The 26,086-nt window shown below is 37.5% G+C and carries 16 protein-coding genes; all 16 read right to left on the reverse strand.

Annotated elements, in window-relative coordinates:
- Nucleotides 1-262 precede the first annotated feature (262 nt).
- On the reverse strand, nt 263-2,623 hold the full coding sequence (locus ABNK31_RS14215; protein ID WP_238867485.1) for an outer membrane beta-barrel protein: 2,361 nt from the start codon (nt 2,621-2,623) through the stop codon (nt 263-265).
- A 978-nt stretch (nt 2,624-3,601) separates the two neighbouring features.
- The gene (locus ABNK31_RS14220; protein ID WP_418893134.1) at nt 3,602-5,866 is read right to left on the reverse strand and encodes a carboxypeptidase-like regulatory domain-containing protein; all 2,265 of its coding nucleotides are present in this window, start codon (nt 5,864-5,866) and stop codon (nt 3,602-3,604) included.
- A gap of 115 nt (nt 5,867-5,981) precedes the next feature.
- Nucleotides 5,982-6,644 (reverse strand): IS4 family transposase, encoded by a 663-nt coding sequence (locus tag ABNK31_RS14225; protein ID WP_418893135.1) that lies wholly within the window; start codon nt 6,642-6,644, stop codon nt 5,982-5,984.
- Nucleotides 6,628-7,101, reverse strand: a complete 474-nt coding sequence (locus ABNK31_RS14230) for a DUF4372 domain-containing protein (RefSeq protein WP_238867482.1) — start codon at nt 7,099-7,101, stop codon at nt 6,628-6,630. The genes ABNK31_RS14225 and ABNK31_RS14230 overlap by 17 nt, the downstream gene beginning before the upstream one ends.
- 260 nt (nt 7,102-7,361) lie before the next feature.
- On the reverse strand, nt 7,362-7,889 hold the full coding sequence (locus tag ABNK31_RS14235) for a GNAT family N-acetyltransferase (RefSeq protein WP_418893136.1): 528 nt from the start codon (nt 7,887-7,889) through the stop codon (nt 7,362-7,364).
- Nucleotides 7,890-7,899: 10 nt separating this feature from the next.
- Complete coding sequence (locus ABNK31_RS14240; protein ID WP_418893137.1) at nt 7,900-8,775, reverse strand: radical SAM protein; 876 nt, start codon at nt 8,773-8,775, stop codon at nt 7,900-7,902.
- Nucleotides 8,762-10,570 carry a RiPP maturation radical SAM C-methyltransferase gene (locus ABNK31_RS14245; protein ID WP_418893138.1) on the reverse strand — a complete coding sequence of 603 codons (1,809 nt, stop codon included), beginning with the start codon at nt 10,568-10,570 and terminating at the stop codon, nt 8,762-8,764. Before ABNK31_RS14245 ends, ABNK31_RS14240 begins: the two co-directional genes overlap by 14 nt.
- A gap of 150 nt (nt 10,571-10,720) precedes the next feature.
- Nucleotides 10,721-10,882 (reverse strand): hypothetical protein, encoded by a 162-nt coding sequence (locus tag ABNK31_RS14250; protein WP_418893139.1) that lies wholly within the window; start codon nt 10,880-10,882, stop codon nt 10,721-10,723.
- A gap of 895 nt (nt 10,883-11,777) precedes the next feature.
- Entirely contained in the window at nt 11,778-12,986 is a 1,209-nt protein-coding gene (locus tag ABNK31_RS14255; protein ID WP_418893140.1) for a hypothetical protein, read from the reverse strand.
- Nucleotides 12,983-14,245 (reverse strand): aminotransferase class I/II-fold pyridoxal phosphate-dependent enzyme, encoded by a 1,263-nt coding sequence (locus ABNK31_RS14260; protein ID WP_418893141.1) that lies wholly within the window; start codon nt 14,243-14,245, stop codon nt 12,983-12,985. Before ABNK31_RS14260 ends, ABNK31_RS14255 begins: the two co-directional genes overlap by 4 nt.
- Before the next feature lie 63 nt (nt 14,246-14,308).
- Complete coding sequence (locus ABNK31_RS14265; RefSeq protein WP_418893142.1) at nt 14,309-14,929, reverse strand: TetR/AcrR family transcriptional regulator; 621 nt, start codon at nt 14,927-14,929, stop codon at nt 14,309-14,311.
- A 42-nt stretch (nt 14,930-14,971) separates the two neighbouring features.
- Nucleotides 14,972-15,595, reverse strand: coding sequence for a TetR/AcrR family transcriptional regulator (locus ABNK31_RS14270; protein WP_238867479.1), 624 nt, complete (start codon nt 15,593-15,595; stop codon nt 14,972-14,974).
- A 287-nt stretch (nt 15,596-15,882) separates the two neighbouring features.
- Nucleotides 15,883-22,233, reverse strand: a complete 6,351-nt coding sequence (locus ABNK31_RS14275) for an N-6 DNA methylase (protein ID WP_238867478.1) — start codon at nt 22,231-22,233, stop codon at nt 15,883-15,885.
- Complete coding sequence (locus ABNK31_RS14280) at nt 22,220-22,684, reverse strand: DUF1896 domain-containing protein (protein ID WP_238867477.1); 465 nt, start codon at nt 22,682-22,684, stop codon at nt 22,220-22,222. The genes ABNK31_RS14275 and ABNK31_RS14280 overlap by 14 nt, the downstream gene beginning before the upstream one ends.
- A 33-nt stretch (nt 22,685-22,717) precedes the next feature.
- Entirely contained in the window at nt 22,718-23,758 is a 1,041-nt protein-coding gene (locus tag ABNK31_RS14285) for a Fic family protein (protein ID WP_238867476.1), read from the reverse strand.
- A gap of 219 nt (nt 23,759-23,977) precedes the next feature.
- Nucleotides 23,978-26,083 (reverse strand): DNA topoisomerase 3, encoded by a 2,106-nt coding sequence (locus tag ABNK31_RS14290; RefSeq protein ID WP_418893143.1) that lies wholly within the window; start codon nt 26,081-26,083, stop codon nt 23,978-23,980.
- Between the last annotated feature and the right edge of the window lie 3 nt (nt 26,084-26,086).

Genomic DNA, 26,086 nt, shown 5'->3' on the forward strand with positions numbered 1-26,086 from the left:
CTACTCGTATCGCTTTTCGATATACGCGTTTTTTTTTCACACAGCATTCCGACGAATATTATCGGTTGGAAATTACTGTCCCTCCTATATCGCTACTTCTCTCTTCACTTCTGGAGACTTCCGGTAAACTTATTTACTAAAGAGTTTTCCGTGTTTTTTCTTCTATCTTATGCCTATTTTGTCATTTAATTGAAACTTTAGATAATTCTCTTGATTATTATTTCCTGGCAAGGGAAACTTTATATCAATATTCATCATAAAATCAATTTGTTCCAAACCGCGATGAATCCACCTCTTTGCGATCGCTCTCTTCATATCCACCGAACCGATATACCAACGAAAGCGAAAAGGTGCGTGTATCGCGAAACGCCTTTAATTGGCTTTTCTGTCCTTGATAATCGATGGAAGCTACAGGCGTGCGCGTACCGAGAACGTCGTCAGTTTTGAAAATGAGTGTCGCGCGGTTTTTGTCGAAAGTCCAAGTGAGTGCACCGGACAGATTTCCCGATGCTCCCAAATCATAAATACCCTGAATACCCGATGGTGTGGTAACGTATCCCGAAACGTTCATCTTTATATCGGGTTTGGCCGACAATGCAATGTCGTGGTTCATTTGCAACACACCCATCACCGTTTTACGATCGAACGAAATATCGAAAAACTCATCGTCTTTCTCGTGCCAATACATCACGTTGGCCACAACGCGTGAAGAAATCCGTTTCCCGATATTGAACGGTACAACTCCCAACAACCCGATGTTTTGCCTGAATGTGTAGTTTTGTTCCATAAATATTTGCTCCAATTTGTGGGGCGATTGATACGGCAATTGCACAAAATAATCGGGCATATAATTCATATAAGGACGAAACACATATTTGCGCTTGAAGATATAGGTCAATCCCACGCTGTAATTACGTTGCGGGCGAAGGTGCGGATTGCCGTACGTTACACCGTAAGAACTGAAATAATAGATACTCGGATTCAAGCTCCAATACGACGGATAACTTTTGTCGGACGATACCGCCAACTGAAACGTGTGGTTGAGCGATGGTCTGTAACTCGCGTTAAGAGTGGGAAACCAAGCCGTATCGTCCCACAGTTTTTGGGTAATGCCTTTTGATGTTTCTGTCGATTTATAATACTCCAATGCCAATGATGCTTCAAGCGACAGCCGTTCGGAAAACGATTTGGAAAAACCGGCAAAGAAATTCCAAATATCTTCCTGTTGTTGCGTGTCGAAGGATGCTTCTTCAAATTCGGCATTGTCCATTAGGGCGTTGGAACGGTTTTTGCTTTGCGCGCCCGAATAGCTCAAACCATAGTTGACACCCCACTTGTTTTGGAGTGAGTGCGATTGGTTGGCATAGAAATTATTCCGCCGGATTTCTTGTTTGGACTTATAGGTAAGAACTTGAGCAGGCAAGGATGATAGCACCGAATTTTGCATAAAATACTCCGAGTCATCTTTGTAAAACGTATAATCCGCACCGATATTTAGTCTGAAATGAAAGGTATAATCGGCTCTTATGTTGTGCATCGACGAAGGTCCTTCGGAAGTTGTTTTGGTGTCGGTTGGCGTTCCCGAAATATGGGTTGTTGCTGTTCGGTTTGAGCTTGATGTATCAAACATTCCCGTGTAAGAGACATCCATCTTGTCTTTATTATCAAAAACGTAATCAAATGCCAAGCGTGTGTTGTGAACCTGATATGTATTCGTTCCTTCGCTGAGTTGGTCAATAGCGTACACGGTATTATTCATCGTATGTTCAGCCGTGAGTTCTTCTTTGTTGAATGTATGGTAATTGCCATAAGAATAGAGCGCGTCGAAGGATGCGCGTTTCGCTCTATACGTTATATTTGCGCGTCCGTTTCCGCCCGCGTGTGTTCGTTGGCGATATTCCCCCGCCACTTCGCCCTGCCAAAGGGGGCGGTCGTCTTCTCCTGTTTGCTGTTTCAATATCACATTGATGGCTGCTCCGCGAATGTTGTATTGCGGTGGAGCGCTATACATAATTTCCACATCTTCCACCTGCGAAAGCGGTGTTGAACGCAGTAACGTCATCAGTTGCGCATAAGTCATCGATGTTTTCCGCCCATTCAGCAAAATAGTCATTCCGCTTGCTCCCATCAGGGTTATTTGTTCATTTTGCTCCATTACGCCGGGGATTTCTTTCAGCGCATCGTAAGCATTGGTAACCGGTTTGTTTCTCAGCAGCGTAGGAATATGATAAGAAAGTTTTCCGGCTTCCACTTTCATCGCCGGACGTTGCCCCTCTACCACCAGTTCGTTTAAGAGCGTTTCATCGAGTTGGAGTGTGAAGTTCAGCTCAATGGGACTGTTTTGCGCCGAGAGGCGAAAATTGACAGTTGCTGCTTTATATCCTAAAAACGATGCACGAAGCCGATAATCGCCGACAGGAATATCTTCCAAAATCCGGTAAAATCCGGTGCTGTCTGTTACTGCTCCGTGTGTCAGATTCACGGTATCGGGCAACGAGTAAAGAGCAACATTGGCAAACTCAACAGGTTGGTTTTGTGTATCAACCACCTTTCCACGAATGCTTTGGGCGGATAAATTCAAGTTGACAGCCATCACTAAAATGGATAATGTGAAATACTTCATATGTAACTGGTTTTTATATTTATTTTTTTTATGAGTACACCTATAAAAACAGACATCATAATTAACGAGTCATCACGCAAATTAGTCTTTTCAGTGCCTTTTCTTATTTGTTTAGTGATACTTATTGATTTTGTATTTAAAGCTAAATGTCTGCAATTCCTATTATCTCCATCTCATGTAAATAAGGTGCTTTTTAAATTTTATTTGTTTTTACAAAATAAGGAAACATTTTTATACTTACCAAACACAAAGTAACTTATTTTATAAAAAGATTATTGTACAAAAAGGATAGAGTATAGGTAAAAAAACAGACACATAAATATATTGTGCCTGCCTTTGCTTTGTAGAGTTTTTATAGATTATAATATTGTTAATTATCAATCATATAATTACAATGTGTCATCTTGTCTTTAATGCTTTTTTCCACCTCTGCTCTATAGGTATTGGGAGTTAAAGTTGTTGGATTAAATGATTTCCCAAAAAATGTCTAATGCAATACTGAATGATTTAATTGTAAGAATAAAACCCTAATAGTTGTTCCTTATCAATTCAAATGAAGCTGAAAAATATATTTTATCTTGTCAGAAAAGCCATCGGAAAATAAAATATAAAAATTCATCCTTCAACCTTTCCATCATTTTCTTCAAGTTTCAAGCCGCTGTAGCCAAGTAAGCGTTGATTTGTATGCCTTTTTCAGCCCACAAGTAATACTGTTCCATACGGAAGTCCTTTTTAAGATGTCCGAAAATAGGATCAATAGCAGCTCTGGCTCTGCATTTGTTATGTTTATGTCGTTTTTGATAAGCGATGTCTTTTACCTTGGGCTTGTCGGGGGTGATAATGCTTACACGGTCATAAATTAAGTTCTTTGGGTAGTTTCAACTTATTCTCTTCCATCTGTTCGAGTAACGGTTCTATGGTGTCGCCGTCGGGTTCCCGAACTTTAAAATCAAGTTTTTAAGTTTGCAAGAAGGATGTTTATAATAATATTCCGTTCTCAGAGTCTAAGTTATTTATTTTTTGTTTCTTCTCATTATTCTGTTTTCCCCAAGTTAAATTTATAGAACCATAAATTCCAAAACTTGGAAACATTTTTACATTGTTTTGCATATTTTTAAATCTTGTTAATGCACTAAAGTTATAGGTATATTTTCTATTCTTTTCTCCAAATAGATTTGTTGATATAATGCCTAATTGCATCTTGGGAAGACGGTAACTTAGTATATATTCATTATATGAAGATCCTTTCGATACAGATTCTCCCCAAAATGGTTGTGGCAAGTGTACCATTGTTATTGTGAGGGATAACTTTTTATAATCTGCAATAGTTTGTAACAAATAAAACCACTCATCTCGCCTGTGCTCATAGTTGTGTCCCTGAGAAACTATCTTATTGTAACCACCGTAACTGTTTATACTAATATGATTGTTGAATAATGACACTCCTATATTGTATTGAAATCTCAATTGATGAAATTTTTTCTGGTTATTGTAGGTAGTTATGAAAATATCTCTATAATTATCGAAGGATGTTTCCTCCATAATAGGACTATTATAATAAGATGAACTTAATACTAAAGAACTCCTTAGAGGTGACGGGTTAAAACTGATTCTTAATTCATTGTGATGCATCAAATAAGATTTTAATAATGGATTTCCTTTGTCTAATTGATAGCTATTTCTTAATCGTTCCACTTCACTTAAATAAGATAATGATGGATTTATGTTTTTTAATTGATATGAGTAACGTAATGAAAGCACGTTACTTAATATATAGTTAATATTTACCATAGGTGATATCATCCACCTACTATACATATTAGCTATTCCTTCCTGATTGAAGAATGATCGATGTATCCCAATATTTCCTGTATAATTTAATTTTTTTATTTTACCTTTGTATTGCAAAAATCCATAACTAAAAGCGTCGTGTAGTTGAGTTTTAAAGATTGAAGTGCCAGAATAATTATTTTTTGTATATCCTTGTATATGTCGTAATCCCACGGAGAGTAAATTTTCACCATATTTCCTTTCATAAAATATCTCGCCTATTAAGGAACTACGCTTTCCATCAACTAATGTTGTAATATTTGATATTATCTCATCCTCATCTGTTTCATTGTATATATAATCGACTGTATTTTTACTATATGTTCCAACTACATTTAAAGCTATTAAATGGTTGTCTGATATTTGTCGCGTGAAATAAATATCAATGGAAGGGCGAAAAGTTTGTTCTTTATTCTGTATCTTGTAGTTTGTTAATCGGTCAATCTCAGGGATTAAAATTTTCCCCTCATGATCATCATGTGGTTGGAATAAACTATTAAAGTTAGTTTTCATATTGAAAGTATTTTTCTTACCATAATAAGAGTATGATATATTTGGCATTTTTGTTGTTTCTTTCCACCAATTCTTCTCTCCATATTCATTTCTGGAAATAGTATTTCCAGATGGAAATAAAAATGTTTGGTGTTTAAATGAAGAGGTCTCGATATCATTGTGACTTAAAAAATAATAGAACTTAATTTGTGATTTGCCGTAATTTATTCCTCCAGACAATTGACCGTATGTGAAATTGTGTGTTAGTGTTTCACGAATATTTGCAGAAAAAAATGCACCGTTTGTTCTTTGCTTAACTATGAAGTCTAAAATAATGCCGATATCTTCTCCGTAACGCATTCCTGGATTCTCATAATAATCAATTCTTATTATATTTTCAGGTTGTATACCTATGACTTCCTGAGAGAGTGCTTCAATTCCATTGATTAATATCTTGAGTTTTTTTTCTCCAGTATATAAAATCTGTCCAGTTTGAGTATTGACAAATATTTGAGGAAGTAAAAGTCTTTGAGTCAATTGTAATCCATTTATACTTTTTACTATTTGTTCTTTAGTTGGATAGTACAATTTTCGATAAGATCCTTCAATCACTGATGAAGACTGCACAATAACTTCAGAAAGCAAAGTCGTTTTCTGATTTATCATCAACGAACCCAAATCTATTGCTTTAAAAACATTGAATAAGTCTATGCTCAATGTGTCATAACCAACAGAATGAACAACAATACGATAATTGTTTTCGCCTAAATTATTTAAAATAAAATCCCCATTTAAACCCGATGTGGTTCCTTTAATAAATAAGGAATCATCAGTTTGTAATATAATAGTTGCGTATTCGACTGGTTTTTTGGAGTCAAAATCAATTACTTTTCCTTTTATTGTAATTTGTTGTGCGTTCAAATTTATGTGATAAAATATTAATATGAACGCGATAATAGATGTCTTATTCATATACATTCTTTTCAATATTTTTGGACAAATTTATAATTTTCTGCTACTGCTGTTGCGTTAATAATTAAGAATTATTTAGAAATAACTCATATTGTAGCTCTTTGACATTTTGACTGGATTGAGAATCTGTGAGTAACTCAGCCATTGGTGTTTTGTCAAAAGAATGCTTGATGTAGGCCACTATTGTACATGTACAGATGGCTGACCATAAATGTATCTTTACGGCATTTGGAGTATGCCCCCAAAACTTCTTTATAATCAGATTTTGCTTTATCCATTTGAAAAAAACTTCAATCTGCCACCTGTTTTGATACAGATAAGCCACTTCAAGAGATGATACTTCAAAGTTCTTTGTAAGAAAAACAAGCAGTTCGTCGTTCTTGTTGTCATAAAACTCAACTAATCGCAGTTTTTCGGGATAAAGTTTTTTTGATTTCAGTACGGTTAGAACGATATTCTTGTCTGCCCTCAATCCGGTAGTTTCATCTATGTTGTGGTTTTGTTCTACAACATTGTATTTTATGGATGACTTGGCTCTAGTAACAAAGAAAGCTCCTGCATTATTGATGCGCATCAATGCTTCAAAATCCACATAAGCCTTGTCCATCAAATAGATGATCCCGTTTTGAAAGTCCATAATGTCAAGTACATTGCTGTCATGATACTTTCCATCTGAGATGTGGATAAAACTCGGAATGTTCCCTCGTAAATCAAGCAGCGTATGCATCTACTGCTCCACGCGAATATTTTCCTTCTGCCCAAGTCAGAAGATTGATGCTGCAGGATATGGAGGTAGAGTCCAAAGCAAATATTTCGTTGTCTATATCTACGTTAGCAATGGGATAATCCGTATAAAGCGGACGCACGATGTTTATCAGATAATTACCAAAGTCGGCGAAAATACGCCAATCCCGTTTCTCGTTAGCTCTCGACAACGAAGATGTATTGACTGATATTTTTATGCCTAAATGATACAGCTTTCTCTTGTGGGCTTTCAAGCAAAGACAAATGCTTTGAAGAGAACCGAGCGAAGTCAATTGTCCAAAAAACAGATACAGGAACTGATTCCAACAGTCAAACCCTCTGACATGGTAATTGCCAAAGTAGCGTTTAACGCACTTGTTGAATTCATACTTATCTATGAAATCCAGTACCTGAGAGAAAAGATATCTTCCTTTATTCATAATTTTACATTTTAATGCAAAATTACGAGGGTGTCAATTCAAATCAAAAAATCAAAGAACGCTTATATATTTTTATATATCAATACATTATATACGAATACTAAAAATCGACGCAAAGCTACTAATTCCAGAAAATAAAAACTCATCACAGATTGGTAATTTGCTAGACTTCAAACTAATTATTAGACAGCTAAAAACACCTATATGACGTGATTTTTATTATTTGAGATAACCATTATCTATTCTTGTATAATTTTATTCTACGAAAATGTTTCAGAATTTATATTTATTCCCATTAAAACTAAATTGAAAAAGTGATTATTGATGCATATTTGATTAATCAATAATCCCTCTTTTTTGAATCCATTTAATTCATACAGGTGTATTGCTCTATAATTATTTTCGAAAACTTGGAGTGTTATTTTTTTTATATTATTATTATCTTTTACTCTAAGGAAAGCCGCCTCAAACATTGATTTACCAATCCCCTTATTTCTAAATTTCTTATCAATATTGATTGTTAAATCAGCGACATGGGCTAATTTTTTTTCTTTGTATTGAAGAATATTAATATTTCCAATGATTTTGTTTTGATACTCTGCAATTAAACAGATATTATTTTTATTTTTTAATACTGACTCAATCCATTCTTTTTCTTCCTCTACAGTATATTTAAAATCATCTATAGAAGTTATAGAAAAAATTTCTTCATTAATTATACTCTGAGCAAAAGATAAGTAATTTTGAGCGTCATTAACAGTAAGATTCCTTAGTAATAAATTTTCCATTATGATATTATTAATTAGAAAACAATGACTCCAGTTTGACAATTATAAATGGACATATCTGCTCGTAATTATTATGCTTAAAATCTTTTTTTATTACTGGACATTTATTTATTTCACACTTTTTTATTTTAAGCATATCATCTACACCATCATCTTTCTCAACGATTAAAGGACAAGTATACCCTTTTCCATCATAATCAATTATAATCCTGTTTACGGCTCCTTTATCGTTATTTTGAGTTATGGGGTGACTTTTAGGTAAGAATCCAATCTCCGCTTCTACTGTATTGATAATTGGTTTTAGATAATAGGAAGCTAGGCGTAGTAAAGTAAACCATTCAAGGGGTTTTATGATTTCTTTGAAAGGATCGGATGATGTCTCAAATAATAAACGTACTTTTTTTACCCACGGATATCTACTAGGGAGTTCTTTAATTATACATAAGCTGGATTTTGTTAAGACATGATATAATTCAATATTAACCCCAAGATTATGTATGTAATTTATCTTATTATAAGTGCTGGTTGAGTTATCTTTCACACTTATTACCAGAGTAATATTGTTCCTTTTGAAAAAATCACACCAGTTATCATTGACAAGTGTAGCATTTGTACAAACATATATATATCTAGTTCGGTCTCTCATATCACATATTAATTCTTTTAAATGAGGATATATAAGAGGTTCTCCTCCAGTTAAAAATAATCTATCTATGAAATGAAATTCTTTTATCTTAGATTTAAAAACATCAATGGATAAATCAAACTTACTAGTAAAATCATCACTCTTACTATCTTTTGAAAATTCCAAAGTACTATAATAACAAAAGGAACATTTCATGTTACACCTCCTTGTTAAATTAACACCAATATTAATTTCGCTCATAATTATCAAATTTATATTCATGAAGTATATTCTGATAAAGAATTGGATTAGTTATCGTTAATGCGACAAGAGTTCCATCAATGTCGATAACAAGTTTATTATCTTTAGCCCATTCAGCATATTTTGGAAACACCCTGCTCTCTGGCCCAATAAGTGCAACCGACACCTGGTCTCGATCAATTATTTGGATTTTTTTTGTTTTATCCAATCCTCTTGTGTCGACTAAAATAAATTCACCATCTTTCTCTAAAATTACCAGTCTACTCCTTTTTTCTTTGCTTTGCCAAGATAAAATCCAATCTTTTACAAATTTACCAATACTTTCTATAAGGTCTGGATTTATTTGCTTTACTGTTGGATATTCACCCTCAAAAAGCCATGCTAAAGACTCTATATCAACATTATGAGGATAAATATCATCATATACATCAAAATATTTTAAATTCTTTATATTATATAATTCTGGCATTTCATGATATGGACTGAACCTTGCTATTTCAACAGGTCGGAAGTAAGAAGGTGGAGGCAGGTGTTTTATAAAAGGTAACACATCTAGCGTTTTTTTCCAACCTATTTCATCTTCATTTGGAATATTATAAAGGAGATTCCACCCGTTATATATATTTAAGATTGATGAATATCTTAAACTATTGATATTATTAGCTACACTTACACCTTTGTTTATCAGAGCTAAATGAGATGAACATAAAGATTCAATTCCAATTTGAATTGAATTTACACCTGCTTTTTTGAGAAGACTCATCTGCTCAAAACTCACATCTGCTCTCTGTTCGTAAAAAATATTGATTCCTAATCCAGACAATTTAGGAATCAACGATTTAAAAAACTTTCTAGGCATCAATGTATCTACCATTCTAAAATTCCTTACCTGATATTCCTCATTATAAAAGACTATATCCTTATAAATTCTTTCTGCCGTTTTAGATTTATAAATATTATGACTTCCATTGACACCACAAAATTTACACTGATTTTTCCATCCCCACCAACACCCTCGACTTGATTCGATATTTATCCAGTGTTTGAGTTCTAATTTATTTTCTTTAATTTGAAAAAAATAATCATCATAAAGTGGAGTTGGAAGATCGTCAAGATTATTAATAGTTTTTGAATGAATTATTTTTTGTTGTGGCAAAAATCCTTTCGAATAATCATTTATAAAATTCTTGAAAGATATATCTGATTTTCCTGTAAAAATAAAGTCAATATTGTTAGATAATGATAAAATGCCATTTGCCATTTTTCCATCACAATTGGATCCACCAACAACAATTATTTTTTTGGAATTCAACTCTTTAATCTTATCAATTAGAGCAATAGAGGCATTTGTTTGCTGATGTGAAATCGTGAATCCTATTAATTGAAATTCAGATGAAGCGAGAGTCGCAGCTGTTTCACAAACCCATTCATCTATACTCTTTTCCAAACAATAGAAACTACTCCAATTTATTTCTGGATCAAATTCAGAACGTGGCGTTTTATAATCAATACCATTTGATGTGACTCTTCGACCCAAAAATGGCAAATCTGGATATGCCGCTTTAACAAATAATCGTTCTTGTATAAGCTCGTATTGAGATAGCAAATCTTCAGAAATATATTTATATTGTTTTAATCCTATTTTATTAGCAAGTAATTGATCCGAATAAAAGACATAAACTTTACAATTTAAATCTTGAACCGATGCTTGTAATAGATGTGCACCTAAATTAGGCGTGTCAAGTATCGTCCACGGTGGAACTACAATAACCACATTGATTGAATCTTTTTGCACTTTGCTATGTTGCGATAAAGAATAAATTAAAAATAAGAGCTAACTCGAAAAATGAATTATCAAATCTAACCTGCTTATTTATATGAAAGTCCAAAACTGATTATCATTTTTTAAGCTAGCTCCATAAGTTTCTATTATTTGATTATAATATCAAATAACGGGGACAGGCTCTGGATCTTCTGGCTCAATTCCTTTACCATTGACGTCAGTTCCGCCGCACAATTCCATCATTTCTTCGAATGATAATTCATTTTTTTCAAATTGATCAACCAAGATAGCTAAGTTGACATCTTTTTTTTTCAACTGATTCATAAATAAAATATTAGTACTTTAGCCTACTCTATTATATAAGCTTTTCGGCATCCGCTTTTAAATGTAAGTATAGTAGAGTTTATACAAAATAATTCATTAAAGAATTCTTCAATAAATCCTGCACTATACAAAAAGTAGTACAAGATGAAATATTATAAAGTTTAAAAAAACTCCGAATCAACACACTCTCTTTAACGGGTTTCCCAGAGTTAAAATTTGAAGCCTTTGTACCTTTTTCGTGTAATATTGAAAAGAATATAATGTTCATAGACAAGCTATGGCTACGAATCTCTTTTAACCGTAAGAACAGTAAGAAACCTCCGATTAAAATTTATGTCCATATCATATCCTCAGCAGGAAATTACTGTGCCAAGCTACTTGCTATTCTTTTCATTTTCGGCGACTTCCGGCAATATTCGTTTTTCCAATCTGATGGATAGTTGAAATTACCGTGTTTTTATTATTTCTGCATTGCCTTTTCTTGTTCGTTTAGTGATACTTCGGGGTTAATGCTCTCATTTTAGTTGTTTCGCTTTCCGGGCAAGAGAGGCTTTTTTATTATTTTTAGGGTTTGAACCTAAAATGTTTTCTTATGATCTGTTCAATTCTCTTTTATTTGATTCTCTGGGTTTGATTTTTTTGTATTGTTGATTTTGTGTTTTAAGCTAAATGTCAGTATATTTCTATTATCTCCATCTCATGTAAATAAGGTGCTTTTTAAATTTTATTTGTTTTTGCAAAATAAGTAAACATTTTTATACTTACCAAATACAAAGTAACTTATTTTATAAAAAGATTATTGTACAAGAAGGATAAAGTATAGGTAAAAAAAACAGACACATAAATATATTGTGCCTGCCTTTTCTTTGTAGAGTTTTTATAGATTATAATATTGTTAATTATCAATCACATAATGATAATATGCCATCTTGTCTTTAATGCTTTTTTCCACCTCCACTCTATAGGTATTGGGAGTTAAAGTTGCGGAAGTAAATAATTTTCCAAAAAAGTTTCTAATGTAATACTGAATAATTGCATTGTAGGAGTAGAAGCTCAAATACAATCTTTGGACTAAAGCTCCACACAAAGCTTTGGAGTAGTAACTCGTTTGCCCAAGCATTACCAGTTCTTTACCTCTCTTCTCGGCTTCTTCTATTACCCGAAACATGGAATTGATATGCAGTAGTTTCAGATTCTTTTCCGAATTTTCGTAATTCAACCCTAAATATATTGGAATCAGGGCATTTTTTTCTTCCAAAATCAATCCCATAGAGTGCGTTATTCCCCGCTTATCTTTGGCAATTAACAAGTACGAGTTATCTTTAAATGACTCATTTATGTTTTTAAAGAAAGCTTCATTCATTATCTCGAACTGACTGGGCGATTTGAACAATGTAGCAAGGTAATACCGCTCAAACTCTTTTGTAAGACGAGAAAAATCGGTTACTTTTTCCCAACAGTAGTTTTTCTCAAATTTACCTTTGAGATTCCGGTATCTGTATCGCTCCTTATGCCTTAATCCGCTCGGATAGGGGAGTACCTCCGGAAATAAAGGTACTATGTTTGTCGGGAGAGAGTCATAAAAATAATAATCATTTGATAATACCTGCTTTATTTCGGATAGTTGGCTTTCGGGTACTTCTTTTACAAAGACTAATTTTATTTTCAATTCTTTTGATTTCTTTTTTATTTGTTCTGATATTATCCGACAAACAGACAGATAAGTGGCATTGTCTAAATTCTTGACTATTCCGATATGTTGTTCGCAGGTTGAAGCCAATGAGCCTACACCAAATATTTTTACCGATAAAAAATTAGGAAATCGTTTTTTTACGGTATCCGAAACCTTTCTTACGGATGGTGAGGCAATTACATCTAATTTTAATCGATAAGTAAAGCAAGGGACAATAGCTAACGTTTCATTTTTCGAGCTAACAGTTAGAAACATAAATTGAGCATACTCAATATCGGCATCGCATTGAGCCTTGAAAAAATCAAAACTTTTCAGGATATTTCCGGAAAAAATTCTATCCCAATCCATCCTGTTTATCTCATCAATCGAACTATGCCATTGAAAAGATAATGGTAAGTATTTGTCACTCATGATTTTTTGATGGGATGTGTGGCATTTATTTCATTTAAAGAGCTTATGAGGTATTCCATATCTTCATTGGTATGGGTTGCCATCACGCTAATGCGTATTCTGGTAAGATTGGGCGGCACAACGGGCGGAAAAATATAATTTGCCATAATGCCCCTATCTAATAGCATTTTTGATATTTGAGTCAATAGATATTGGTCTTTTACAACAATAGGAATTATTGCAGTTTGAGAATCTAGCGTATTGTACCCTTCCTGTTTTAGCCGTGTTCTTAGGTATGATGCATTTTGATTTAACCGTTCTACAATATCAGTGGTCTGCATAAATTCAAATACAGCTTTAGCCGATGCTAAAACACTTGGTGGCAATGCAGTTGAGTACATATTGCTGCGGGAGAAAATTCGCAAATAATCAATGACTTCTTGTTTCGCCGTGATGAATCCGCCCACAATTCCCACGGCTTTACTTAAAGTGCCGGTTAGGATAATATTATCTCTTTGTGCAATACCGTAGTACGACAAGCTACCCCTTCCTTTTTCTCCGATAACACCTGTTGCGTGGGCGTCATCTATAAGTAGTAGAACATTATATTTATTTACCAATTCGATTATTCCCGGTAGATTTGCAATATCTCCATCCATACTGAACACGCCATCGGTAACTACCAATATTCCTCCTGGATATAATGGTGAGTTTTCACGTAATAGTTTTTCCAAATCAGCCAAATCATTATGTTTGTAACGCAGCATTTTGGCTCCGCACATAATGGTGCCATCCATTAAGCTGGCATGATTGAGTTTATCGTGAATAATTAAATTGTCAGGAGAAAGCAAACCGGCCAAAGCTCCTAAATTAGCAGCAAATCCCGATGAAAAGACAATGGCATCGTCAAATCCTTTGGTCTGAGCAATAGCTTGTTCTAATTGATTCTGCAAAATGTTTGTGCCACTTAATAGTGGTACGCCACCGGAACCAATACCATATTTCTTGGTTGCTTCAATAGCGGTATCTATGCATATCTGATTTGTAATTGCACCCAAATAGTTATTAGAAGCAAACATCAATGCCGTTTTTTCTTTCTTCTCAAAACGGTCGTAATAGGTTACTTCAGTATCGGATACCGATGTGAGCGGAGATTTTTTCAGGATATTAACTTTTTCACGCTCGTGAACAATTAGCTGTTCATGAAAATCACTGATTTTGCCTAAAATAGTTCCATCCTGGCTTTTTCTATTCGATTGAATGTCTATTTTATAAACCATACATTACTTGTTTTTAGTTACTTAATGCATAGTCAAAAATACAGCAAAAAAAATAACTTTTCGTTATTTTTTTAAAGAATCATATAAAAAGACAAAGCTTTCTCTTAATTTACAGAGATCAATTCCATCTTTATTTGCAATGGATAAATAAGATAGACCACAATAGATATCCTCGAATAGCCGGGCTACAAGATCCACATCAATATTGTCATTTATTTCTCCTTTCACCATAGATTTTATTAATACCTTTCTCCATTGTGCTATTTGCAAATCAACCCATTTCTGACCTTTTTCTGCAAATTCGGGATAGTAAAAAAGTGCTTGATTAGTAATATTGATTAGAGCCATGTTAAGATTATCGACACCCAATTCTTTTGCTTTGTTTTTTTGTTCTTTCAATACATTAATATATAGTTCAATGTATTCTTCAAATGTCTCGCCTTCATATTTTTCTAATTTTAAAAACATTGATGTTTCTTCCAGAAGGAATTTATCACACATTTGCTCAAACAGAGCTTGTTTGCTTTTAAAATGATAGAAGATGCCTCCGCTTGTAATGTCGGTGGATTTTGCCATTTCTTCAAATACTACTTTGTCGTATGGTTTGGTTGCGTAAAAGAGAAACGCTACATCCAAAATCTTTTCTATGGATACTTCTTTACTATTTCTAACTCTTTTTGCCATCACAATATTTTTTGTGCAAAGTTATCATTAATTCAGTAACATTCAAATATTAAACACATTTAATATACCCATATTTTTCAAGGCTTGAAAAATATTATTGTATAAGGGCATTTCTGCGGTTTGGAATGGAAACGATTGAAACAACGCATCTAAACAGATAGCCGTACTATTAGTATCGTAAGTTAAAGGTATTTCTCCATTTTTTTTACCGATTTCAATAGCATTATGCCATTCTTTAAAATAAGGGTCTGATAATGATTTATATTTGGTTTTAAAATTGGGGTATCTCATCACGGCTTGGGCAAACAAATGTTGCATTATTGTAAAAGGGTTATCCTCTATCCCGTTTTGATGAAACCAGTGGTTTGTCTCTATATGACGCCTAATCTTATGCTTAAGAAAATCATTGAAAGATTTAATTTCAACTGTGTGAATAGGATATCGAGGATTTAACCGCGAAAAAAAGTACTTGTCCATCATTTGACAGTATAAATCCGTTTTATTTTCAAAATAATAAAAAAATATCCCTTTCGTGTATTCTGTTAATGAAGTTAAATAATCAAATGTTACTTGTCCATATTCTTTTGATATAAACACCTTGAAAGATACTTCCAACAAGAATTGTTTTGTATCTTTGTTAGCAGGATTATCTAAGTTAGTAATCATTTAGTAAAATAAAACGGTACGAGATCAAACTTATTACGTAACGAATGGACGGGCATCCAAGAAAACGATAATAAGCAGACTCGTACCGTCATTATATGACGATAGTCATGCGTATTTATCTCGTTTCCTATTGAAAAATTTGCCCGTTTTTCGTTACGAATAAATACGAATGTTCAATATTTACTCTTCAAAGAAAAGTATTTGTTTGCAAAAATATAAAAAGGATTTGAATACTCATATATTAAGTTTGAAAAGTTTCTGAGGAGTTTTTTAAACGTAAAACTTTACTACATCTTCACCCCATACCCTATTTTATCTTCCCCCTCCGTTTTCACCTTCTTTTCAACCTCTTCCTTTTTCCCCTCTTTTTCCGCTGTAATTTCCGTCAAAATCTTTTTATCCACTTCGTTCAATTTTTTTTTGAGTTCTTTCAGTTGTTCCTCCTTTTTCCAGAGACCATTTACCACTTCCTGCAATACCGGCAGACTGCTTTCTTCTTTGGCAATGCGTTTGTGTTCGTTGTCGATAAGCGTCGGAATTTTCTGCAAAGCGTTCAGAAAGTTCATGGATGCCAGCTTCGGGTCAGTTGCCATTATTCCGTTGTTATAGGTGTATTTGATACCTCCATCTCCTTCGACAAAGAACCGATTTTCCTTGAAGTCAAATCCGTCTTTCATACTTGTCTCCGTTTTTACCAGCAGTTTGAAACCGTACAGCGAACCAATCTCCTCATAAAATCCGTGCGTGCGGGCATTTTCCGACAAGCGGTTGAGTTTTTCACCAATCTGCTTTACGGTCGCGTTTTCGGGTAAGCCGTTTAAGCGGATTGGGTTTAATATTTCGCCGAACTCGTTCTTTTGAATACGCTCCGACAGGTGCTTTTGATCTTTCTCCAACAGCGATATCCTATACCGTGAAGCTTCAATTTCATTGACCATGCCCTCCAGTTTAATTCGCGATTGCGCCCTGGACTGGTTGAAACTGCGCCGCTCACTTTCCAATGAGGCAATTTGTCTTTCCAGCCGTGCCTTATCCAACAGATCGGTATTACCCGAAAGAATGGCCACATATTCCGAAAAACTCATGCCCGACTGCTCATCCAGACTGCCCTCGTCGATGGTACGCTTACCCAAACGATTGGTTTTGAGTTGGTCGATAAACAGTTGTTTATTATGTAGCAGGTTGAATTTATAGCTGTCCAACGAACGTTCTACAGCATAAATAACCACATCCACGTTATTGCCGGCAAAATTTTTGGCAATATCGTTCCCTTTGCGGACGGCACGGCCGTCGCGCTGCTGCAAATCGCTCGGTCGCCACGGCGTATCGAGATGATGCACGGCAACCGCCCGTTTTTGAGCATTTACGCCCGTTCCGAGCATGCTTGTGGAACCGAACAGCACCCTTATTTTTCCGGCATTCATATCGGCAAAAAACTGTTTGCGAACTTTGTCCGTCTTGGCTTCTTGAATAAAACGAATCTCACTTGCCGGAATGCCGTGATTTTCCACCAATTTGCGCTTGATCTCCGAATAAACGCTCCATTCGCTGTTGGACTTGAACGTTCCCAAATCCGAAAAGACAAACTGTGTTCCTTTTTGCGGATTGTATTTTTGGTAATAATCGGCAATGTTTTTAGCGCAATGGCTCGCTTTGTTATCCACGTGATCATCGTAGTGAGGACTTATCATGCGCATATCCAGACTCATCTTGCGGGCGTAATCGGTAGCGATAAGCATTTTGGCTTTTTCTTCATTTTCCGACAACTTTGGACGACCTAAAATAGTGGCATCACCTGTTTGGGCAAACTTCATCAATTTTTGAATAAACTCTTCCTGCTGTGGGGTAGGCGGAATATGGTGCAGGATTTCCTGCTTTTCGGGACGGTCTATCCCGATGTCTTTGGCTGTACGATAATCGGTAATCTCGTTGTAAAATTGTGCCAGCTCCGGGACTTTGATAAAATAACGAAAACGCTCTTTCTGTACGATATTATTCGTTACCGAAAACTCATAATCGGTGGTTTTCTTGGCATAAATGGCAGCCCATGCGTCAAACGAATGGATGTTTTGTTCTTCCAATGCTTTGGGACGTAAATATTTGAATAAAAGATACAATTCCGTTAACGAATTGGAAATGGTTGTTCCCGAAAGGAAAGTTGCTCCCAAATCCTTGCCCGTCCGTTCTTGAATGGTACGGATGGCAAAAAGCATATTCATTGCCCGCTGACTGCCTTCACTGTTGCCCAAGCCTGCCACGCGATTGTGGCGGGTGGTAAACATCAGGTTTTTGAACTGATGGCTCTCATCGACAAACAGATGGTCTATTCCCATCATTTTGAAATCGCTTACATCGTCTTTGCGGTTAGCAATATCGTGAGCCAACGTTTTCAGCTTCACGGTAAGATTGTTTTGCCTTACAATAAGCCCTTTTTCCATTGCACGCGATATCTCTTTGCCTTGCGAACGCAACACTTCCAAGTTTTCTTCCACGCTGTCCAACTCTTTTTGTAAAATTTCCTGCTGTATTTCGGGAGATTGCGGAAGCATTCCGAACTGTTCATGCGTTAGAATAACACAATCCCAATCGTTGTTTTTGATGTCCCCGAAAATCCGCTGCCGTTTTTCGGGCGTGAAATCGGCTTTGCCGGGATACATAATCTTGGCATCGGGGTAGGCTTTCCGGTAAGTTTCGGCAATCTCGTGCACGTTGGCTTTCAAGGCGATTATCATCGGTTTGTTAGCCAATCCCAAACGTTTCATTTCTTGTGCCGCACAGCACATTATCAGCGTTTTACCTGCGCCGACCTCATGATCGCAAATGCCGCCGCCGTTCATTTTCAGCATCCAAACCGCATCTTTCTGACTGTCGTATAAATCTTCGATATTTACATTTTTGCGGTTTAACCCAGGGAACGTTTGTAACGAACCGTCGTATCGGGGACGGACAAAACAGTTGAATTTCTCGTTGTACATCGTTGTCAGACGTTCTTTAAATTCGCTGTTTTGTGCCTGCAGCCATTCGGAAAAAGCTTCGCGTATTTCGTCGATTTTAGCATTGGCAGCTTGAATGGCTTCGCCGTCACGAACTTTCGTTTCCTTGCCGTCCTCCATCACTTTTTTGGTTATATCGGGAGTAGTATTTACCAAGGCATGTTTGAGCAGGGCGATGCCGTCGTACGTCCTGCTTTCGGAACGGGTGGCGTATTTTGTCCAAATAGTATAGTTTTTTCGGGAACAATTCACCGAAAAATCATCCAAAGAGTCTATATATTTTATCTCTACATCGGTATCGAACAGGTCGGATGCGAAACGGCCGTAAATTTCTGCCGGTATCCACCGCTCGCCAAGATTGAAATCCAACTCTTCAAACTCGATACGCTGCGGAAAGGCATCCTGCAGGGCTTTTAGGGAAAAAGCTGATTCGGCGTCATCGGGGTGGTTCTTTACATACCTTTCCACCGCTTTGGCTTTTACCACCACGTTTCCGGCAATAAACTTGTCGGCAATTTGATACTCTTTTTCCAACGGATTGAAAAAAACACGTCCGTGAAGTTCGGTTTTCAACTCTTCACGGGAACTGTCGTACAGATTTGCCATATAATCCAAGTCAACTGTTCCGAACTTGTTGAGCGATGCCGAAAGAGCTTCTTCCACGGTATCCACTTTTGTGATTTCCTGTGTGGCAAATGAAACAGGACGACTGAAAATATCGGCTTTCTGCCATACACCGCCAATATTGCGTTCCAAAAACGGCATATCACTTCCGGCGGTGTCCATCTTGATGACTTTCAAGTTTTCGGCTGTATTCAACCAACCAAATTTTCGAGTAAAGTCGTCGTAAAAGCGATTCAGATCATTTCGCATGACAGGGTGAGCCAAACTGTTTTCGGCTTCAACAGCGTATAAATTCTTGTAGGCATCCCGCACCGAAATATAACTTTCGATACGGTTTTGCTGTTTGACATTGACTTCCAAGGGATGAAAAAACGTTCGGTCGTTTTCGTCCTTTTTCAAAAAACCTACTTGTCCCAAATCGACAACCAAACAGCCTTCACGATAATGCTGTTTCCATTCATTAGGGAATAAACGGGATGCAAAGGATAAAGTTTCTTTCGTGTCAAAAAGATTGGTTTGAACGGCTGTGGTCGAGTTGTTGTTATTTAAGGTTTTATTTGACTTCTCAACAGCCACCTTCTTTTCAGGTAATTGTCCTGCCTTTTTAAGCCTTGCTTCATGCTGTATTTCCAACCGCCATTCATCTATATAATTACTTGAACTGTACGGGTCCATTTCAGCAAAAAATGCGTCGAGCATCTCTTCCGTAGTAGGAAGTTTTTCTGTTGTCAATGTTTCAATTTCCGTTGTTGTTGAAACAGCTTGTGCCGATTGTAACCCGGATGTACCCGATGCACTTAAAGCCGTTTCAAGAACGTTATTCATGATTTCTTGATTCGGACGTGGTAATTTTCCGTTTGAAGGGACAATCGGTTTTGGCGTAATAACGATCGCTTGTTTCGCCCAATTATTAAATTGTTTTTGTCCTTTTTTTTGTGGTTTTATTTGTGAACGTTCCTGCTCAGAAAAACCGAACAAATCGTACAACGTAAGCGCAGGGTTTTCTTGTTCGGGTGGTTCCGGTGGATTATTGTTTTCCTTTAATTTTAGCTCTTGCTCTTTTTCTTGTTCCTTTTGACTGTTATTATTAAAAATCTTGTTTTCAATTTTCTGCTCCAATATATCGGCAATGGCAACTCGTAATCCGGAACGTACCAATTGGGGCAACATCGCATCCAGTTCGTGACTTTTGAAACGGATTTTCATGTTATCATTTTTGCTGTTTTGAATGAGAGGCAAATCAAGGACAGGCGATACTTTTTCGGCATCGACATGATAGGCTTCGTAATATTCGTTTACCCTAAAAAGTACTACGGCTTCGGGATGTTTCTTTTTGATTTGGACGTACTCTGACGGGATTTGAAATGTTTCGGCTTGACGGTTTTCCTGTTTTGTTTCAACCGATTTGTCTTTTATAATTTCGGTATCGACAATTTCGGGCGTAAAGCGATTGCCCACGTAATCTTTTAATTCACGAATGTTTTTCAGTTGAGTAGGCTCGAAATATAAATCCCGCTCTACTTTCAAACCACCAATATTGATGGAACGAATTTCATCCAATGAAGCGTAGCCAAGCTCCCAATCCCTGCCGTCCATTGTAGTCAGGGTAAAAAGTTCGCCTGTTTTTGACTCGTGTTCCAATACGTAAGCCGTGTATGCACCCATCGGAAAGAAAAAACGCAGATGCGCTGTTTTGTCGCCGATGGGTTTCCCATCATCAGTATCGTAAGGTTTCGGCAGTTCTCCGATTAGTTGTTCGGGAATTAAATCGTATGCGTTTTCAACTATTTCCGTGTCATCTTTTTGCTCAATGGATTGGTTTTTGTCTTTAACGGACTTGGGCAAGGAAAAAGAGAAAGTCGATTTTCGTTGTCGATTTTCAAATAGCGAGATATCCAAATGGGACTGCCGTATTTGTTTTGTCAGGGTTTTCTCCAAATCGCTCGCAATGCCGTCTATACCGCCTTCGTGTCGCATAACCCAAGCGGGTTTTCCGTACAAGTCGGTGGAACGGTCGCGCGTGGTATGGATATTTCTGGACATATCGGTAAACAAGCTGTTTATTGAAATATCCTCATTGGTGGTTTCAATAAAACTCCGTTCGATATCATTGGAAACACCTTTCCCCGATTGTTTTTGCAACACAATCAAATCGGTGCCGACATCCGTTCCCGCATAATCCGAAAACAGATTATTCGGCAACCGTACCGCCGAAATCAATCGGCTGTTCTCCATTAGATACTCACGAATTGGGGCATTGCGGTCGCTGTTCATCACGCCTTGCGAAGTGATAAAAGCCAAAATGCCACCCTCTTGCAAGCAGTCCAATCCTTTCAGGAAAAAATAGTTGTGAATGCTTCGGGCGGCTTGCTGTTTGGCAATGGACTTGCCACGTGAATAGGACAAGTCGAAAACCGATACATCGCCGAACGGGATATTGCTCGCCACTAAATCGAACGAGCCAAGCCATTTGGCTTCGATATTCTCAAATCCTTCAATGCGTACATTCGCGTCGGGATGCAGGTGTTGCAAAATTTTTCCCGTGAGCAAATCCTTCTCGAAAGCTATGGTTTCTACGGAATTCCCGGGATTGAAGGCATCGACAAAGATACCCGTTCCTGCCGATGGTTCGAGCAGTCGGGCGGGCGTAATTCCGTGGTTACGCAACGTTTGAGCAAGGCTTTCCACTACCGCGGGCGGGGTATAAAATGCCGTGAGTACGGACTGTTTCAAACTGTCCATATAGCGATTGTACGTCCGCTCATCCTGTGAATTTTCCCGTATCAGGCGATGCAAATCGGCAACCTGCGGAAACAGGTCCAATTCAGACTTACTCCAACGAGATGCGTCTTCAAGCGTTCGAGCAGGATTGAGAATACATTTCAATCCGCCGAAACCGCTGTATCGGGATAGGATTTCACGTTCGGATGCGGTGGCTTTCCGTTTTTCTTTTTCAAGCCGGAAAACGGTAGCGATTGCTTCAATATTGTCGATTAAATGCGCCTTTTTACCATAAGCCATTCTCTTCGATATGGATGGCTACGGTTCCCGTGAGTTCGGTGTAAAGCAACTCGTAATCGGCACTGTCGGCAAATTCCGGTTCGTTCGTGGAATATTTGCTGAAAACATCCGTGCAAAGCGGATACATTTTCATTGCGAACGGTCGCAGTTCGTCATCCGGCATTTGGCTGTCAAACTCGTTGCAGATAACCTTGAACAGCATATCGAATTTGGAGAAGTGCAGTCCTTCATAGAGTACTTCATTGGAAAGTTCCGATGCTTCGGGATGTGTATGTCCTGCCAGAAGTGCATCGGCGTAAGTTTGTGCGGCTAGCTCGGAACGTTCTTCGATAAACGTTTTGTCGTTTGCCAACTCGGGAAAACTTTCGTTCAGGAAAGATTGCAATGTGAGCGTGAAATAGGACAGGTCTTCACGCTCGTCTTTCGTAGTGGTGGTTTTTGTTGTTGTCATTTTGTTTGTTGGATTTAGTGGTGGTTGTTTGGGTTATTTTAGTGCATAATTTGTTCCTGCACCAAGACCGTATTTATGAATTAATTTCTTCTGAACGAAATCTGCCAAAATTCGTTTTACCGTCGGCGCCGGAATATTCAAACGTTGAACGATTTCACTTCTTTTGCATCCGGGATTATTTTCAATAAACATCAATATTGAATTTTCACGTGGAGATAATGCCGATTTCAGTCCTTGATAGTCTAACTTTCTAATTAGTTGCTGTTGAATATTCAATAATGCACTGAAAAAGAAACTGATCCATTCGGATATATCTTCGTTCGGGCGTTGCGATTGACAACTTCTCAAAACATTGTAGTATTCTGTTTTCCGGCTTTCTATTTCGTGTTCAAGACTAACATATTGTATCCATTTGTAACCGTTTTTAAGCAATAAAAGCGTTGAGATTAGTCGGCTTAATCGTCCGTTACCATCTTGAAATGGGTGTATACTTACAAACTCATAAGCAAACAAGGCGCTTTTTACCAACGGATGAGTTTCGTTATCCGAATTATACCAATTGACTAAACTTCGCATAGCTTCCTGTGTCGGAAAGCCTTCGGGCGTGGTTTGAAAAATCAACTGCCTTGTTCCGTCGGGTAGTCTTGCTTCAACCGCGTTGCTGAATTGTTTATAATTGCCTTTGTGCCAAGCGTCTTTCTCACTATGTTTCATCAGCAAATTATGTAGATTTTTCAGCCCATTTTCGGTTATTTCAATATCCGAATAAGCATCTGATATTAAATCCAACACGTTAAAATAACCAACCACCTCCTGCGAATCTCGATCTTCTAATTTAGTAATGTCTATATTTTCCAATAATATTTCAACCTCTTTATCTGAAAGTTTAGCGCCTTCAATACGAGTAGAAGCCCCAACACTTCGCACGGTAGCAATAGATTTGAGTTGTTTTAGACTTTGTCCTTCTCGTTTCTCAATGTTTGTCCATTGAGCATCAAAACGATCAATTTGACTTATTCGACTGATTAACTGCCAATTGATTTCAACGAATAGTGAATGTACTTGATTTTTCATTTCGCAAAGATAAAACAAATTAAATAAATATGAGCCAAAAAGAGCCGAAAATATCCGATAATGAGCCGGAAAAAATCCCATAAAACACGAAAAGCATCGGTGTCCCCACCGATGCCAACCACTAAATCCAATGTATAAACCACGTTTATGACAATGAACTTGTGGCAAAGGTAAGGATTTTTTTAGAAAATGACAATGCGGTTACGTTTTAGACATTCCTTATCCTCTCTTACGCGGGGTGGGAGACGGTCTTGTCGGAAACTCGAACTCCGTGCTTCCGTCATCTTTCAGCACGATATAGGCGTCAAACGTTTTTTCCGCCTTGCTTTTTAGTCCTTTCAATAAAGAAGATTTTTTATTTGTTAGAATAGCTTTTATATCTTTTTCCGAAAGCGTTTTACCGCAAATATTCCGGAACAAGAGCCAACCGCAAGTTTCGTCACTACATTTGGCAACTTTTTCAAACAGTTTTACAGCTGCTTTTTGGCATTTCGGGCAAACTGTCCGTTCTTTTTCATCTTTCGGGAAATCCATTGCCAGCAACTCTTCGGTAATCTGTTTGGAATAAATGGCAATACTTTTATCGAATGTCTCGAAAGGAATTTCGCCGTTTTCTATCTTTAAAAGCGTGTTTTCCCACATTCCCGTCATCGCTACATCCGCGATGCGTTTCTCTTTTACCGCTTCATAAACTTTCAACCCTTTGGCAGTGGGAACAAGCGATTTTTTCCGCCGTTCGATGTAATCTCTCGAAAACAGCGTTTCGATAATGGACGCACGGGTGGCAGGTGTTCCGATACCGCTCTCTCTAATGGCTTTGCGCTCGTCTTCGTTTTCAAGCTCTTTTCCCGCATGTTCCATAGCGGAGAGCAGACTCGCTTCGGTATGCAAAGGTTTCGGCTTAGTCTGTTTTTCCAAAAGCTGCGCGGATTGCACCGCGTGTTTTTCTCCCTTTTCCACGTATGGTAAGGAAATTTCCGGTTCTTCCGAATTTTCATTGTCGAACATCCCGTTTACCCCCCGCCATCCTGTTTCGATGACATCCACACCGCGAGATGAGAACTGAAACTCTCTCGAACGAGCTTTCAGCGTGGTTACTTCTTTTACGCAGGGTGCGGAAAATGTTTCGAGTATCCGGCTTGCTATTAACTTGTAAATGCTTTCTTCTTTGGTAGAAAGTCCAGATACGGTATTATCCGTTATGAGCAAGGCGTGGTGGTCCGTTACTTTCAAATCGTTTACACCCCGCTTGTTTAGCCTATTTTTCAAAAGCCGTTTAGCCTGTTCTTTAAGCGGAGTATAAACCAAAAGCGTTTCCACCAAAGCAGGAATTTCTTCCCAAATATCTTCGCTGATATAACGGCTTCCGGTACGCGGATAGCTGATAAACTTCTTTTCGTAAAGCGACTGTGCAATGGCAAGTGTCTCGTCTGCCGAAAGATTGAGCCTTTTGTTGGCATCTTTTTGTAGTCCGGTTAAATCGTACAATAAAGGTGGTTCTTCCCGCACTGTCCGAGTATCGACTTCCGTTATTTCCAACTTATTACGACGGACAATTTCGACGGTCTCCTGTCCCGATGCCTTCTCTTCAAACTTGTCGTCCGAAAGCATTTTGAGCGTTTTGCGTTCGACTTCCGCTTCTACCTGTATTTGAAAATAGGTTTGCGTTTGAAAGTTTTTGTGTTCCGAATACCGTTTACAAATCATCGCCAAAGTTGGAGTCTGCACCCTTCCGAGTGAATAGACTCCGTTTCCGGCTGTAATGCTCAATGCTTGCGACGCATTGATGCCTACCAGCCAATCGGCTTGCGAACGTGAACGAGCGGCTTGATAGAGATAATCAAACTCACTGCCGTTTTTCAGGTTCTCGAAACCGTTTTTAATGGCTTTGTCCGTCAGCGAACTTATCCACAAACGCTTAAAAGGCTTTTGGCAGTTCAGGTACTTGTAAATCAGTCTAAATATCAACTCGCCTTCTCGTCCGGCATCGGTGGCAACGATGATTTCGTTGCATTGGTCAAACAATTTTTTGATAACGTTCAGTTGTTTTAAAGCCCCCGCATCGGCATCGGTTTCTTTACCTTTTTTGGTTTGGCGGGGAATAAGTCGGAACGGCTCTGGCAAAATGGGCAGGTTTTCTCGTTTGAAACCCGAAAAACCATAATCTTCGGGCATAGCAAAGGTAACCAAATGACCGATTGCCCACGTTACAACGGTATCGACGGTGCTTCCGCCGATGTACCCGTCTTGCTGACCGGAAATACCCAACACGTGGGCTATGGCTCTCGCCACGCTCGGTTTTTCTGCTATGATAACTTTTAGCATTTT

The organism is Limibacterium fermenti, assembly GCF_041902845.1.
Taxonomy (GTDB): Bacteria; Bacteroidota; Bacteroidia; order Bacteroidales; family Dysgonomonadaceae; genus Limibacterium; species Limibacterium fermenti.